Genomic DNA, 15,239 nt, shown 5'->3' with positions numbered 1-15,239 from the left:
GGCGACGAGGGTCTCGATGAGGACGGCGGTCTGCACGGTCATGTGGAGGGATCCGGTGATCCGGGCGCCGGCGAGCGGCCGGGCCTGGGCGTACTTGCGGCGGATCGCCATCAGGCCGGGCATCTCGTGCTCGGCCAGAGTGATCTCCTTACGGCCGAAGGCGGCGAGGGACAGATCCGCGACCTTGAAGTCGGTGAACTCAGACATGGGCTGCGACTCTCCTGGCGTTGAGGACGGCGCGGTGGATCTCCAGGGCCGCCGTCGACTTGTTGAGGGTGATGTAGTGCAGGCCGGGCGCGCCCTCGCCGAGGAGGCGCAGGCCCATGGCGGTGGCGTGCTCGACGCCGACGCGGTGAGCGGCCACCGGGTCGTCCTTGGCGGCCTCCAGTCGGTGGGCCAGGTCCTCGGGGAAGGCGGCGTCCGAGAGTGCGGCGAACCGGCGGATCTGGCGCACGTCGGTGGCGGGCATGATCTCCGGGATGATCGGGGTGTCGCAGCCCGCGGCGGCGACCCGGTCCCGCAGCCGCAGGTAGTCCTCGGGGTCGAAGAACATCTGCGTGAGGGCGTAGTCGGCGCCGGCCCGGCACTTCGCGACGAAGTGCGCGAGGTCGCTCTCCGCGGACTCCGAACGCGGGTGGCCCTCGGGGAAGGCGGCGACGCCGATCCTGAAGTCGCCCAGCGAGCGCACGAGTTCGACCAGCTCGTAGGCGTAACGGTAGCCGTCCGGGTGCGGGGTCCAGGGGCCGCGCGGGTCGCCCGGAGGGTCGCCGCGCAGGACGAGGACGTCGCGGACGCCCGCATCGGCGTAGGCGCCGATGATCGCGCGCAGTTCGCCGACCGAGTGACCCACGGCGGTGAGGTGGGCGACGGGCCGGAGGGTGGTCTCGGCGGCGATCCGCTGCGTGACCTCGACGGTCCGGTCGCGGGAGGAGCCGCCGGCGCCGTACGTGACCGAGACGAAGTCCGGCTTCAGGGCCTCCACCCGCCGGATCGCGTCCCACAGGGTCCGCTCGCCCTTGGCCGTCTTCGGCGGGAAGAACTCGAAGGAGAAGGTGGGGCCGCCCAGGGCGGGGTCCTTCAGGGCGGGGTCCGCCAGGACCGTGTCCGTCAGGGCGGGGTCCGCCAGGACCGTGTGCGTGGCGGTGTCCGTGGCGGTGTTCGTGGCGGTGTTCAAAGGCGCCTGCCTCCCGCGTTGAAGTAGCTCGCCTCCGGGTGGTGGACGACGAGGGCGTCGGTGGACTGCTCGGGGTGGAGCTGGTACTCCTCCGACAGCTCGACGCCGATCCGCTCCGGCCGCAGCAGGGCGGCGATCTTGGCACGGTCCTCCAGGTCCGGACAGGCGGGGTAGCCGAGGGAGTAGCGGCAGCCCTGGTACTCGGTGCGGAGCATGCCGTCGATGCCGGTCGGGTCGGCGCCGCCGATGCCCCACTCGGCGCGCACCCGGGCGTGCCAGTACTCGGCCAGGGCTTCCGCCAACTGCACGGACAGGCCGTGGAGTTCGAGGTAGTCGCGGTAGGCGTCGGCGGCGAAGAGGCGGGCGGTCTCCTCGCCGATGCGCGATCCGACCGTCACCACCTGGAGGGCCACGGTGTCGATCTCCCCGGAGTCCTCGGCGCGGTGGAAGTCGGCGAGGCAGAGGCGGCGGCCCCGCTGCTGGCGGGGGAAGGTGAAGCGGGTCCGCTCGCCCCCGTCCTCGTCCAGGACGATCAGGTCGTCGCCCTTGGACACGCAGGGGAACCAGCCGTACACGACGGCCGCCTCCACCAGGTCTTCGCGCGCGACCCGGTCGAGGAGGGCGCGCAGCCGGGGCCGGCCCTCCGTCTCGACCGTCCCGGAGTCCTTGAGCCCCCACTGGCCCTTGAAGAGAGCCGTCTCGTCCAGCCAGGGCGCGTAGTCGGCCAGCGGGATGCCGGTGACGACCTTCGTCCCGAGGAAGGGGGGTTCGGGGACGGGGTTGTCGGTGGCGACGTCGGAGCGGCCGGCGGGTTCCGGCTCCCGTACCTCCAGAGGTGTCTCCCGCTTCGGCACCCGCCGCTGCTTCAGTTCGGGCAGTACGGCTCCGGGGACGCCGCGCTTCACGCCCATCAGGGCGTCCATCAGGCGCAGGCCCTCGAAGGCGTCGCGGGCGTAGCGGACCTCGCCCTGGTAGATCTCGTGGAGGTCCTGTTCGACGTAGGCCCGGGTGAGGGCGGCGCCGCCGAGGATGACGGGGTACTTGGCGGCGAGGTCGCGCTGGTTGAGCTCCTCCAGGTTCTCCTTCATGATCACGGTGGACTTGACCAGGAGACCGGACATGCCGATGACGTCGGCGGCGTGTTCCTCGGCGGCTTCGAGGATGGCGGAGACGGGCTGCTTGATGCCGATGTTGACGACGTTGTAGCCGTTGTTGGACAGGATGATGTCGACGAGGTTCTTGCCGATGTCGTGGACGTCACCGCGGACCGTGGCGAGGACGATGGTGCCCTTGCCCTCGGCGTCCGTCTTCTCCATGTGCGGCTCCAGATGAGCCACCGCCGTCTTCATCACCTCGGCGGACTGGAGCACGAACGGCAGCTGCATCTGCCCCGAGCCGAACAGCTCACCGACCGTCTTCATCCCGTCGAGCAGGATGTTGTTGACGATCTCCAGCGCCGGTCGCCCGGCCAGGGCCTCGTCGAGGTCGGCCTCCAGGCCGTTCTTCTCCCCGTCGATGATCCGCCGCTTCAGCCGCTCCTCCAGCGGCAGCGCCGCCAGCTCCTCCGCCTTGCCGGCCCGCAGGGACTGGGTGGTCGCGCCCTCGAAGAGCTCCAGGAGGCGCTGGAGCGGGTCGTAGCCCTCGCGCCGGCGGTCGTGGACGAGGTCGAGGGCCACCTCGACCTGCTCGGGTTCGAGCCGGGCGATGGGAAGGATCTTGGAGGCGTGGACGATGGCGGAGTCGAGGCCCGCCTTCACGCACTCGTCGAGGAAGACGGAGTTGAGGACGAGCCGGGCGGCCGGGTTGAGGCCGAAGGAGATGTTCGACAGACCCAGCGTCGTCTGCACCTGCGGATGGCGGCGCTTCAGCTCCCGGATCGCCTCGATCGTCGCGATCCCGTCCTTGCGGGACTCCTCCTGACCCGTGCAGATCGTGAACGTCAGCGTGTCGATGAGGATGTCCGACTCGCGGATCCCCCAGTTCGCCGTCAGGTCCGCGATCAGGCGCTCCGCGATCTCGACCTTCTTCTCCGCCGTCCGGGCCTGGCCCTCCTCGTCGATCGTGAGCGCCATCAGCGCGGCCCCGTGCTCCCGGGCCAGCCCGGCGACCTTCGCGAAGCGGGACTCGGGCCCGTCGCCGTCCTCGTAGTTGACCGAGTTGACGACGGCCCGGCCGCCCAGCTTCTCCAGACCCGCCCGCAGGACGTCCACCTCGGTGGAGTCCAGGACGATCGGAAGAGTCGAAGCCGTCGCGAAACGCCCCGCCAGCTCCTCCATGTCCGCCACACCGTCGCGGCCCACGTAGTCGACACACAGGTCGAGCATGTGGGCGCCCTCGCGGATCTGGTCCCGCGCCATCTCCACGCAGTCGTCCCAGCGGGCCTCCAGCATGGCCTCGCGGAACTTCTTCGACCCGTTCGCGTTCGTCCGCTCCCCGATCGCGAGGTACGAGCTGTCCTGCCGGAACGGCACGTGGGCGTAGAGCGAGGCGGCGCCCGGCTCGGGGGACGGACGCCGCTCCAGGACGGCCGCGCCCCGGACCCGGTCCACCATGGCCCGCAGGTGCTCCGGGGTCGTCCCGCAGCAGCCGCCGACCAGCGCGGGCCCGTACGTCCGGACGAACTCCTCCTGCGCGTCCGCCAGTTCCTCCGGCGACAGGGGGTAGTGGGCGCCGTCGGAGGTGAGGACGGGCAGGCCGGCGTTGGGCATGACCGAGAGCGGGATCCGGGAGTGCCGGGCCAGGTGGCGCAGGTGCTCGCTCATCTCGGCGGGGCCGGTGGCGCAGTTCAGGCCGATCATGTCGATGCCCAGCGGCTCCAGGGCCGTCAGAGCGGCCCCGATCTCCGAGCCGAGGAGCATGGTGCCGGTGGTCTCGACGGTCACCTGGACGATGACCGGGAGGTCGAGACCGGCCCCGTCCAGGGCGCGGCGGGCGCCGACGACGGCGGCCTTCGTCTGGAGCAGGTCCTGGGAGGTCTCGATCAGGAGGGCGTCGGCGCCGCCGAGGAGGAGGCCCTCGGCGTTCTGCTGGAAGGCGTCCCGCAGGGGGCGGTACGCCACGTGTCCGAGGGTCGGCAGCTTGGTGCCGGGGCCGATGGAGCCGAGGACCCAGCGGGGCCGGCCGTCCGCGGCGGTGCAGGCGTCGGCGACCTCGCGGGCCACCCGGGCGCCCGCCTCGGACAGCTCGTGGACGCGGTGCTCGATGCCGTACTCGGCGAGCGCCGCCAGGTTGGCGCCGAAGGTGTTGGTCTCCACGCAGTCGACGCCGGCGGCGAAGTAGGCGCGGTGGACGGCGGCGACCAGATCGGGGCGGGTGAGGTTCAGGACCTCGTTGCACCCCTCCAGGCCGGTGAAGTCGTCCAGGGACGGGTCGGCGTCCTGGAGCATCGTGCCCATGGCGCCGTCGGCGACGACCACCCGCCGCGCGAACTCGTCCCTGAGGGAAGGCCTCGGGGACGGCCCTGGGGAAGCGCTCGGGGACGAGCCCGGGCAAACACTCGGGGAAGGCCTCGGGGACGGGCTCGGGGAAGGCCTCATGTCAGCCCCCTCAGATGCGGGACGAGGGCGGCCGTGCCGCCGGCCCCGTAGGCGGTGCGGATCCGGTCGAGCAGCGGCTCGCGGGCGAGCCGGTACTCCTGGGTGCCGGCGGAGGTGAGGACGGCCGCGGCCACGGCGCACCCCAGCTGGGCGGCGCTCCGCTCGGGGACGCCCCACAGGGTGCCGGCGAGGAATCCGGCCCGGAAGGCGTCGCCGACACCGGTCGGGTCCACCACGTCGGGGACCGGCACGGCGGGGACCGCGAGCGGGGCACGGCCCGCTCCCTTGATCCGGACGCCGGCGTCCCCGTGGGTGGTGACCCAGGCGCCGACCCGGCGCAGCACCTCCGCCTCCGGCCAGCCGGTCTTGTCCAGCAGGAGGGCGGTCTCGTACTCGTTGGTGAACAGGAACCGGGCCCCGCCCACCAGCTCCCGCACCGCTTCCCCGTCGAGCCTCGCCAGCTGCTGCGAGGGGTCGGCGGCGAAGGGGATGCCGTGCTCGCGGCAGGCGCGGGTGTGCCGGAGCATCGCCTCGGGGTCGTCCGGGGAGACCAGGACCAGATCCAGGCGGCCGGTGCGCGCGACGACGTCCCTCAGGTCGATCGCGCGCGCCTCGGCCATCGCCCCCGTGTAGAAGGTGGCGATCTGGTTCTGGTCCCGGTCGGTGGTACAGACGAAACGGGCGGTGTGCAGGGAGCCGCTGACCCGCACCGCGTCGGTGTCGACGCCGTGGTCCTTGAGCCAGATCCGGTACGGCTCGAAGTCCGCGCCGACCGCGCCCACGAGGACGGGTCGCAGGCCGAGCACTCCGAGTCCGAAGGCGATGTTCGCTGCCACTCCGCCGCGCCTGACCTCCAGGTCGTCGGCGAGGAACGACAGGGAGACCCGGTCGAGCCGGTCGGCGAGCAGCTGCTCGGCGAACAGGCCGGGGAAGGTCATCAGATGGTCGGTCGCGATGGAACCCGTGACAGCGATACGCATCTCCCTCAGGCCCCTTCGCTCTCTCGCGCCGCCTTCTTCAGGGCCTCGGCCCGGTCGGTGCGTTCCCAGGTGAAGTCGGGCAGTTCGCGGCCGAAGTGGCCGTAGGCGGCGGTCCGCGCGTACACCGGGCGTTTGAGGTCGAGGTCGCGGATGATCGCGGCCGGCCGCAGGTCGAAGACCTGGGTCACCGCCCGCTGGATCCGCTCGACGGGGACGCTCTCGGTGCCGAAGGTCTCCACGAAGAGGCCCACCGGCTCCGCCTTGCCGATCGCGTACGCCACCTGCACCTCGCACCGGCGGGCGAGCCCGGCCGCGACGACGTTCTTGGCGACCCAGCGCATCGCGTAGGCGGCCGAGCGGTCCACCTTCGACGGGTCCTTGCCGGAGAACGCGCCCCCGCCGTGCCGGGCCATCCCCCCGTACGTGTCGATGATGATCTTCCGGCCGGTCAGCCCCGCGTCACCCATCGGCCCGCCGACCTCGAAGCGGCCCGTCGGGTTCACCAGCAGCCGGTACCCGTCGGACTCCAGGGTCACGCCCTCCTCGACCAGTTCCTTGAGGACGTGCTCGACGACGTACTCGCGCACGTCGGGGGTGAGCAGGCCCTCGACGGAGATGTCGGCGGCGTGCTGCGAGGAGACGACGACCGTGTCGAGGCGGACCGGGCGGTCGCCGTCGTACTCGATGGTGACCTGCGTCTTGCCGTCGGGCCGCAGGTACGGCACGGTGCCGTCCTTGCGGACCTCGGTCAGCCGGCGGGCCAGCCGGTGCGCGAGGTGGATCGGCAGCGGCATCAGCTCGGGCGTCTCGTCGCAGGCGTAGCCGAACATGAGGCCCTGGTCGCCCGCCCCCTGCGCGGCCATCGGGTCGCCCGCGCCGTCGACCCGGGACTCGTACGCCGTGTCGACGCCCCGCGCGATGTCCGGGGACTGGGCGCCGATGGAGACGGAGACGCCGCAGGAGGCGCCGTCGAAACCCTTCGCGGACGAGTCGTAGCCGATGTCGAGGATGGCGTCCCGCACCAGCTGGGCGATGGGCGCGTAGGCGGTGGTGGTGACCTCGCCGGCGATGTGGACCTGGCCGGTGGTGATCAGCGTCTCGACGGCCACGCGGGCGGCCGGGTCCTGGGCGAGGAGCGCGTCGAGGACGGTGTCGCTGATCCGGTCGGCGATCTTGTCGGGGTGGCCCTCGGTCACGGACTCCGAGGTGAACAGACGGCCGCCGCTCATGCCTCCACCTCCACCGGGGCCTGGGCTCCGGCCCGGAAGAAGTGCTGCTCGATGGCACCGAGGGTGCGGATGGACTCGACCTCCAGGGTCTCCATCTGGATGGAGACCCCGCTCTCCTGCTCCAGGAGGAAGACGAACTCGACGAAGGACAGGGAGTCGATGAGCCGGTTCTCGATGAGGTCGAGGTCGGGGGCGATGTCCTGGCGCTCGGGGTGGCGCTCCAGGATCCAGTTCTTCACCTGCTGCAGGCCGTCGGCCATGGGGGATCTCCTCAACTCGTGTGCGTGGGTGGGGTGTGGGCGATGATCGGGGCGGCGACCGCCACCGCGTAGTCCACGTCGTGGCTGATGGACACGGTGATCTCGGCGATGCCGGATCCGGCGGCCATCTCGGCGGCGGAGCCGTGCAGTTCGACGAGCGGCCAGCCGCCCTCGGAGCGCCGCACCACGATGTCCGGCCAGGGCAGGAACCTGCCCCTGACCCGTAAGGTCTTGAAGGCCGCTTCCTTGGCCGCGATCCGTCCGCACAGGCTCAGCACGTCGAGCCCGGTGGAGGTGCGGCAGTCGGCGAGTTCGCCGGGGGTGAGCATCCGCTCGAAGAAGCGCTCCCCGTACTGCGCGAGGAGCCGGCGGACACGGTTGACGGACACGATGTCCATGCCGAGGTTCGCCCAGCCCAGGCCGCCCGCCGGCGGGGCGACGGGACGGGCCGGCACGTCAGATCACCGGCCCGGCCGCGTCCAGGACCGCCCGGGTCGCCGCCTCCCAGCCGCCGTGGCGGCGGGTCAGCGCGGACAGCCACCGTTCGAGACCGAAGGCGACGCAGCTGGTGAAGGCCGGGCCGCCGGTCGAGGCGAGCGTGATGTCGCAGCGTTCGCCGAAGAAGTTCCGGTGCGTGTTGACCGAGGCGATCGCCAGGTCCTCGTACAGGAACTCGTACTTCACCGGGGTGAGCCGCTGGAGGAGCGCCTTCGAGCCCCCCTTGTCGAAGAAGGGGTCGCAGGCGGCCTCCTTCCGCAGGCTCAGGCCGACGGCCTCGGCGAAGGCGTCGACGCGGGCGGTGAAGGCGGTGAGGTGGTCCTCGGCGTGGCCGCGGGAGCCGATGGCGACGATCTCCCGCATGCGGAAGCCGAGTTGCCGTCGCATGCCCTCGTAGTGGGTCTCCTTGCGGAAGCACCACGAGCAGACGGTGACGAGCGTGTCGTCGGCGACCCGCCGGCCCTGGTGGTCCAGGTAGACGGCGTAGCAGGACGCGGAGGGCAGGCCGAGGCCGGCCGGTTCGAGGGAGGCCGCGGGCCAGTGGCCGCGGTCGCCGTCGAAGGGGGTGGTGAGCCGCCGCTCCAGGTCGAGCGGGGCGGCGAGGACGGCCTGGTGGGGGAAGTTGTCGTAGTAGTCGAGCCGGGCCAGGTCGGCGGCGGGCAGCAGCGGGGGCATGGTCATCGGGCGGGCGCCCGCGGTCACGCCCCAGCGTTCGAAGGTGTCGTCGAGGAGCCGCAGCAGGCGCGTCCCCTCCGGCCCCAGGGACGGCAGGCCCCTGGTCGCCCCGAGGGTCTCGGGGATGGTCACGGTCATGGTCGGTGCACCTCTCGGTGGGGGCTCGCGGTGGGGGCTCCCGGGTGGGCGCCCCCGGCCGCGTGCGCGGGACCGGTGCTCTCAGAGGACGGGCAGGGTGTCGTCGGAGAAGATCCCGGTCTTCAGGAAGAAGGCGAGCGGCTTGCGGATCGCCTTCCGCTCGTGGGCGCGGCGGGCCGGGTCGGCGATGAGCGCGGTGCGCAGGCCGAGCGGGTCGGGGATGCCGGCGTCCTTGTACACGTGCGGGTTGTAGAGGGAGTTGACGCTGTAGACGACGTACCGCTTGAGGTACGCCTCCACCTCGCGGACGCGGGCGGCGGGGACGGCCTCGCACATCCGCCGGTGCAGCAGGGAGACCAGCTCGCGGCCGAAGGCGATGTGGCGGGACTCGTCCTGGTGGTGGATGCGGTTGACCTCGCGGATGGTGTGGCAGAGCGAGGTGTCCCTCGCCATCCGGGCGTTGTAGTGGTCGACGAGCTCCTCGAAGAAGAGGATCCGGGTGAAGACGAGGAAGTTCTCGACCTCGGGCTCCCAGGCGGCGTCGGCGCGCATGGCGGTGGAACCGTAGATCTTGTGGCCGTAGCGCCGGCAGAACTCGGAGAAGAACCACATGTGTTCGTTCTCCTCGCCGATGAAGTGGTGGAAGAAGTCCGAGGGCACCTCGAAGCCGGGCATGTGGATGCGGCCGACGACCTCGATGAGGAGTTCGCGGATGCCGTGCACGTTGAGGCTGTAGAAGTTGACCGACTCCCACTTGGAGAGGCGCTGAAGCGTTTCCTCACCGAGGGTGTCGTAGTGCTCGGTGCCGAAGACGGTGAGCAGCTCCGGCGTCATCCAGAAACGGTTCTCCTCCAGGGTCTCGGGCCACTGGAAGGTCTGGTACGGGTTGTAGTAGTCCTCGACGGAGCGCTCGCTGAGGCGGCTCAGGACCTCCATGAAGCGGTCGCTGACGGGGAGGGGGGCGGTCACGCCCATGGTTCTGGCTCCTTCGGGGTCGGTTACGGGCGGACTTCGTAGACCGCGTTCACCGGGGTCTCGGCGGCGCGCCGCCAGCGGGTGAAGCCGGCCTCCCCGGCGATCGCCCGGAAGGCCTTCTCGCCCGAGTGGTTGCCGAGCGCGTGCGGGCCGCGCTGCGCGACCGCCACCGGCAGGCACATCACGGCGGACAGGGCCATGAACATGCGGGCGGCGGGCGTCCGGGTGTCGACGTCCTGCGGGGAGACGTTGGACTCGACGAGCATCCAGGTGCCGTCCGCGTCCAGCGACTTGTGGACGTGCTGGGCGGCGGCGACCGGGTCGCCCATGTCGTGCAGGGCGTTGAAGAAGCAGACGAGGTCGTAGCCGGATCCGGGGTAGTCGTCGGCGGAGGCGACCTCGAAGACGACCCGGTCGGAGAGCCCGGCCTCCTCGGCCAGCTCGCGGGCGATCGCGACGGCCTCCTCCGAGTAGTCGAAGCCGTGGACCGTGGCCTCCGGGAACGCCTTCGCGATGAGCAGGGTGGTGTGCCCGACGCCGCAGCCCACGTCGGCGACGGTGCCGCCGGCGCCGAGCTTCTCCGTGACCTCGTGGAGGGCGGGCAGCCAGTCGGAGACGAGCTTGTGCTCGTACGTCGGCTGGAAGAAGGAGCCCATGCCGGTGTCGAGGGCCGCGTCGTGCTCGGCCCAGCCGACGCCGTCACCGGTGCGGTACGCCTCGACCAGCAGGTCCTCGGTGGCGTACAGCGCCTTCAGCGCGGTGAAGAAGCCGGCGGCGAAGGTGACGGCCTTCGGGTCGGCGAGGACCTCGGCGTGGGCGGCGGGGAGCGTGTACGCGAGCGAGCTGGGGTGCCGCTCGACGTACCCGGCGGAGAGCTGGGCGTGCAGCCACTCCTCCACGTACCGCTCGTCCGTGCCGGTCCGCCCGGCGAGCTCGCCGGCCGTGAGGGGGCCGTGGGCGGCGAGCGCCCTGTACAGGCCCAGGCGCTCGCCGAGCGCGACGGTCAGGCCGCGGACGGCGGCGCCGGCGTCGGTGATGACCTTCTGGTGGAACTCGTGGGCGCTCACGCGGCCACCTCCTCGTCGTGTCCGGGCGAGCCCGGCAGGTCGCGGGTACGGGGCCGGCCCGGTGGACGGCCCCCGGATCCCCTGCGGGCGGTCACGCGGCCATCTCCCGGCCGGCCGCCGGCAGGTCGCACGTGAACAGGAAGGAGCGGGGCACACCGGGGACCGTGCGGGCCGGGACCGGGTAGGGCCAGCGCTCGAAGTCGGCGCCGGTCTCGCCGGGCTGCCGCACCTCGCGCACGGACCAGCCGCAGTCGGCGAGCAGCGCCTCGGGCTCCTCGGTGCCGAAGAGCCACGGGTTGCCGTCCTCCTCCAGCGCCTTCATGAAGCCGCGGGCGAGCGGGTTGGTGAGGGCGGCGCGGGAGATGACGTCGCCGAGCAGGACGGAGCCGGGCGCGGAGCGGGCGGCGAGCGTCCCGATCAGGGTGCGTACGGCCTGCTCGGGGAGGAAGAAGAGCAGGCCCTCGACGACCCAGAGGACCGGCTCGTCGCTCTTCCAGCCGGCTTCCTCCAGTGGTCCCGTCCAGTCCTGGGTGAGGTCGACGGGCACGGCGACCCGGGTGCGGGCCCCGGGCCGGGGCTCGTCCGCGAGCATCCTGGCCTTGGCGTCGAGGAGCGCGGGACGGTCGAGCTCGTAGACGGTGACGCCGTCGGGCCACGACAGCCGGTGGAAGCGGGTGTCCATGCCGGCGGCGAGGAGCACCACCTGGCGGATGCCGCGCTCCTGGACGGCCCGGACGATCGCCCGGTCGAGATAGGTGGTGCGGATGGCGAGGAACGGCACGATGCCGCCGCCGTCGTAGCGCTTCAGCAGCTCGAAGCCGATCTCGTCGGCGACGGTGCGCGCGTAGGGATCGGCGAACAGCCGGTCCTCGCGCTCGGTCTCCAGGGCCCGCGCGGCGGCGGTCCACTGGGCGGTGCGGGATACGGCCTCCACGGGAGGTCCCCCTTCGGTCGGTGTCCGGTGATGTCCTTCGTCACGGACTCGGGTGGTGCGGACGGCCGTGTTCAGGGCCTGACGGGCATACGGACCCGTCAGGCGGTCATGAGCGGGACACAGACCCTGGCCCGGGCGCCCGTGCAGCCGACGGGGTCCTCGGCCGCGGGCATCGACGACGGATGCGCGGCCTCGGTGGCGTCGGGGCGCCGGCGGAAGATGCTGAGCAGGATCATGCTGAACACGGCCGTCCCGTCGGCGGCCACGAGCGTGCACCGCGGTCTGACGGTGCCGGTGGCGGGGTTGAACGGCGACGGGGTGGCGCCGAGGATCTCGACGCGCGCGGTGAGGACGTCGCCGGGGCGGACGGGCCGCAGGTAGCGGACCTCGTCGATGCCGGGCGAGCCGAGGCAGTCGCTGTAGGCGAGCAGGCCGTCCACGTACCGCCGCATGAAGAGCGACTGGGTGTGGAAGCCGCTCGCGATCAGGCCGCCGAACGGCGAGTCCTTCGCCCGCTCCGAGTCGGTGTGGAAGGGCTGCGGGTCGAAGCGCCTGCCGAACTCCAGCACCTCCTCCGCCGTGACGGTGACGGTGCCCAGCTCGTGGACGTCGCCGGGTCGGAAGTCCTCGAAGTAGCGCATCAGGCGCCCCCCTTGACTTGGGAGTTCTACGTTTCCTGGCATCACCCAATCTACGAATCAGTCATTTATTTTGTCAACCCAAAAGAAGACCGAACCCGCGCTAGTCGAGGGCCTGTTCGATGTCGGCCCACAGGTCCTCGACGGACTCGATGCCGACGGACATCCGCACGAGCCCGGGGGCGATCCCCGCGGCGGCGAGGGCGTCCGCGTCCAGCTCGCGGTGCGAGGTGGACGCCGGGTGGGCGACGAGCGTCTCCACACCGCCGAGCGACAGCGCGAGCTTCGCGAGCCGCACCCGCTCGATGAAGGCGCGGCCCGCCTCCCGCCCCCCGGCCAGCTCGAAGGAGAGCAGCCCCCCGCCGCCGGCCAGGACCTTCCGGGCGATGCCGTACGAGGGGTGGTCCGCGCGCCACGGATGGTGGACGGCCGTGACACCGGGACGGGTCGCGAGCAGTTCGGCGAGGGCGGCGGCGTTGGCGCAGTGCTCGCGCATCCGCAGGGGCAGCGTCGGGATCCCCCGGAGGGTGAGCCAGGCCGCGAACGGGTCGGCGCAGGCGCCGAGTTCGACCGTGCGGGACCAGACTCGGCGGCGCAGCGCGCCGTCGGCGAAGACGGCGGCGCCGCCCAGGACGTCGGAGTGCCCGGAGAGGTACTTGGTGGTGGAGTGCGCCACGATGTCGGCGCCCAGCTCCAGCGGGCGGCAGAGCACGGGCGAGGCGAGCGAGTTGTCGACCAGGCTCGTCACCCCGAGGGTGCGGGCGGCGGCCAGCAGCCCGGGGAGGTCCGGGACCTGCCCGGTGGGATTGGCGATGGTCTCCAGGACGAGGAGGCGGGTGGCGGGATGCACGGCCGCCGCCTCGAACTCCGCCGGATCGTCCCCCGCTATCCGGACGACCTCGATCCCGTACCGCTCGGCCAGGTCCGCCAGGACGGCGTGCGTCCCGCCGTACAGGCACCGCTGGGCGACCACCCGGTCGCCGGGACGCAGGAGCGCGAGGAGGACGCCGCTGATCGCACCCATCCCGGAGGCGAAGGCGAGGGCCCCCTCACCCCCCTCCAGACCCGCCAGGGTCTGCTCCAGGGCGCGCACGGTCGGATTGCCGCGCCGGCCGTAGACGTACCGGCCGTCGGGGTCGGCCATCGCCCCGGCGAGTTCTTCGGCGGAGTCGAAGGCGAAGGCGGAGGACTGCACGAGGGGGACGGAGAGCGGCCGGCTTCCGGCCGGGAAGGGCTCGTTGCTGACGTGGACGGCGCGGGTGCTCAGCTCCATGACGGGCCTTTCGGGGGGGGCTGGGGTCTGGGGGGCGGGGGTCTGGGGTCTGGGGGAGGTCTGGGGGGCGGGGGTGCAGGGACGCCGGGGGTGCGGGGGCGTCCGGTGGGCACGGGTACGGGTCGGGTACGGGTCGGGTACGGGAAAGGGGCCGCCCGACGTCCGGGACGGACATCGGGCGGCCCCTTCGGGGCGACGGTTCGGGCGGGTACGGCGGCTCAGGCCGAGACCTTCTCGCCCTGCGGCGCCGGAGCGCCCTCGGCGGCCGTCACGGCCTTGTCGCCCTTCATCACCAGGAGGGTGACGACACCGCCGACGGCGGCGATGACCGCGGCGCCGATGAAGGCGGCCGAGAAGCCCTCGGTGAGCTTGGGCAGATTGCCGAGCTGGTCGGCGCCCTGCGACATGGCGACCGCGGTGAGGGCGGCGAGGCCGAGCGCGGAGCCGACGTTGTAGGTGGTGTTGACGATGCCGGAGGCGAGGCCGGCCTGCTCCTGCGGGGCGCCGGACATGGCGGCGATCATCGCCGGGATGTAGGCGAGGGACATGCCGAGCGCGGCGACCAGGGAGGCCGGCAGGACGTCGACGAGGAAGGTGCCGGTGGGCGGGACGGCGGCCAGCCAGACCAGTCCGGCGGCGAGGAGCAGCAGCCCGCCGCCGATCAGCGGCTTGGCGCCGACCTTCATCATCAGGCGGGAGGTGATGGCCGTCATGAAGATCATGAGGAGCACGGTCATCGGGAGCAGCGCGGCGCCGGAGGCGAAGGCCCCGTAGCCGAGGACCTGCTGGAGGTACAGGTTGAGGAAGTACCACATCGGGATCCACGCGGCGCCGAGCAGCGTCATCGCCAGGTTGGCCGAGCCGAGGCGCGGGACCCGCCAGACGCTGAGCGGCATGAGCGGTTCGCGGACGGACTTCTGGATCACGAAGAAGAGGACCAGGAGGGCGGCGGCGCCGACCAGCTGGAGGATGGTGGCGGTGGCGCCCCAGCCGACCTCGGGGGCGCGGACGACGGCGAAGACGGCGAGCGCGAGGCCGGCGGTGACGGCGACGGCGCCGAGGACGTCGACGGAGCCGCGGCGGGACTCGACGTCCGGGAGCAGCTTGGTGGCGGCGAGGGTCGCCAGGCCGATCGGGATGTAGATGATGAAGACCCACTGCCAGGCGGCCCACTCGGTGAAGACGCCGCCGAGGAAGACACCCGCGGTGCCGCCGGCCGGGGCCGCGGCGCCGTAGAGCGCCATCGCCTTGCCGAGTTCCTTCGGGTCGTGCATGAAGAGCATCATCAGGAGGGTCATCGCGGAGGGCGCGATGAGCGCGCCGCCGACGCCCTGGACGGCGCGGCCGGCGATCTCGACCCAGGCGGTCTGCGCGGCGGCGGCGAGCACCGAGCCGGCGATCATCACGACCCAGCCGGTGACGAAGATCTTGCGGGCTCCGATCAGGTCGGAGAGGCGTCCGCCGAGGAGCAGCAGGCCGCCGAAGACGATCACGTAGGCGTTGAAGACCCACTGGAGCTCGCCCTGGCTGAAGCCCAGGTCCTTCTGCATCTCGGGGAGCGCCACCCCGATGATCGAGGTGTCCATGATGACCATGAACTGGGCGGTGGCGAGCACGAGGAGTGCCCACCAGCGCCGGGGGTTGACGTTTGACATCGCACTGCCCTTCACTCGCGGCCGACCGGTGGCCTGGGCCGTTCATATACCCCTAGGGGGTACCTTCGCGGAGCACCGTAGCATACCCATGGGGGGTATGTAAGAGCGAGATGAGGGCAGCCGTCCGGACCGCAGCCGACAGGCACGCGGCCCACCCCCGAGCCGAAGCCGGTGCCCCCGTGACACGCCTCCGTACCGAACCCGACG

14 protein-coding genes are annotated in these 15,239 nt (G+C 72.1%); all 14 read right to left on the bottom strand.

The window, feature by feature from the left end; translation table 11 throughout:
• Positions 1 to 207: adenosylhomocysteinase (locus ACF1BN_RS27060; RefSeq protein ID WP_392334189.1), on the bottom strand; the 207-nt coding region annotated here is incomplete at its 3' end.
• The gene (metF, locus tag ACF1BN_RS27055; protein WP_392334196.1) at positions 200 to 1,081 is read right to left on the bottom strand and encodes a methylenetetrahydrofolate reductase [NAD(P)H]; all 882 of its coding nucleotides are present in this window, start codon (positions 1,079 to 1,081) and stop codon (positions 200 to 202) included. The genes metF and ACF1BN_RS27060, both read right to left, overlap by 8 nt.
• A gap of 89 nt (positions 1,082 to 1,170) precedes the next feature.
• Positions 1,171 to 4,710, bottom strand: a complete 3,540-nt coding sequence (gene metH / locus ACF1BN_RS27050) for a methionine synthase (RefSeq protein WP_392334188.1) — start codon at positions 4,708 to 4,710, stop codon at positions 1,171 to 1,173.
• The gene (locus ACF1BN_RS27045) at positions 4,707 to 5,690 is read right to left on the bottom strand and encodes a carbohydrate kinase family protein (RefSeq protein WP_392334187.1); all 984 of its coding nucleotides are present in this window, start codon (positions 5,688 to 5,690) and stop codon (positions 4,707 to 4,709) included. Before ACF1BN_RS27045 ends, metH begins: the two co-directional genes overlap by 4 nt.
• Positions 5,691 to 5,695: 5 nt before the next feature.
• Entirely contained in the window at positions 5,696 to 6,919 is a 1,224-nt protein-coding gene (gene metK, locus ACF1BN_RS27040; RefSeq protein ID WP_392334186.1) for a methionine adenosyltransferase, read from the bottom strand.
• Positions 6,916 to 7,179, bottom strand: coding sequence for an acyl carrier protein (locus ACF1BN_RS27035; RefSeq protein WP_392334185.1), 264 nt, complete (start codon positions 7,177 to 7,179; stop codon positions 6,916 to 6,918). Before ACF1BN_RS27035 ends, metK begins: the two co-directional genes overlap by 4 nt.
• Positions 7,180 to 7,190: 11 nt before the next feature.
• Positions 7,191 to 7,634 (bottom strand): holo-ACP synthase, encoded by a 444-nt coding sequence (gene acpS / locus ACF1BN_RS27030; protein ID WP_376603304.1) that lies wholly within the window; start codon positions 7,632 to 7,634, stop codon positions 7,191 to 7,193.
• Position 7,635: 1 nt separating this feature from the next.
• Positions 7,636 to 8,490, bottom strand: coding sequence for a hypothetical protein (locus ACF1BN_RS27025; protein ID WP_392334184.1), 855 nt, complete (start codon positions 8,488 to 8,490; stop codon positions 7,636 to 7,638).
• A gap of 81 nt (positions 8,491 to 8,571) precedes the next feature.
• Positions 8,572 to 9,465 (bottom strand): diiron oxygenase, encoded by an 894-nt coding sequence (locus ACF1BN_RS27020; RefSeq protein ID WP_392334183.1) that lies wholly within the window; start codon positions 9,463 to 9,465, stop codon positions 8,572 to 8,574.
• 23 nt (positions 9,466 to 9,488) lie between these two features.
• Positions 9,489 to 10,532 (bottom strand): methyltransferase domain-containing protein, encoded by a 1,044-nt coding sequence (locus tag ACF1BN_RS27015; RefSeq protein ID WP_392334182.1) that lies wholly within the window; start codon positions 10,530 to 10,532, stop codon positions 9,489 to 9,491.
• A gap of 91 nt (positions 10,533 to 10,623) precedes the next feature.
• Positions 10,624 to 11,466, bottom strand: a complete 843-nt coding sequence (locus ACF1BN_RS27010; protein ID WP_392334181.1) for a class I SAM-dependent methyltransferase — start codon at positions 11,464 to 11,466, stop codon at positions 10,624 to 10,626.
• 98 nt (positions 11,467 to 11,564) lie between these two features.
• Positions 11,565 to 12,107 carry a MaoC family dehydratase gene (locus ACF1BN_RS27005; RefSeq protein WP_392334180.1) on the bottom strand — a complete coding sequence of 181 codons (543 nt, stop codon included), beginning with the start codon at positions 12,105 to 12,107 and terminating at the stop codon, positions 11,565 to 11,567.
• A gap of 100 nt (positions 12,108 to 12,207) precedes the next feature.
• Positions 12,208 to 13,377 (bottom strand): trans-sulfuration enzyme family protein, encoded by a 1,170-nt coding sequence (locus ACF1BN_RS27000; protein ID WP_392334179.1) that lies wholly within the window; start codon positions 13,375 to 13,377, stop codon positions 12,208 to 12,210.
• A 218-nt stretch (positions 13,378 to 13,595) separates the two neighbouring features.
• Positions 13,596 to 15,032 carry an MFS transporter gene (locus ACF1BN_RS26995; RefSeq protein WP_392334178.1) on the bottom strand — a complete coding sequence of 479 codons (1,437 nt, stop codon included), beginning with the start codon at positions 15,030 to 15,032 and terminating at the stop codon, positions 13,596 to 13,598.
• Between the last annotated feature and the right edge of the window lie 207 nt (positions 15,033 to 15,239).

This window comes from Streptomyces sp. NPDC014861 (assembly GCF_043081625.1).
Classification (GTDB): domain Bacteria; phylum Actinomycetota; class Actinomycetes; order Streptomycetales; family Streptomycetaceae; genus Streptomyces.
This window is presented reverse-complemented; position numbering and strand designations above follow the sequence as displayed.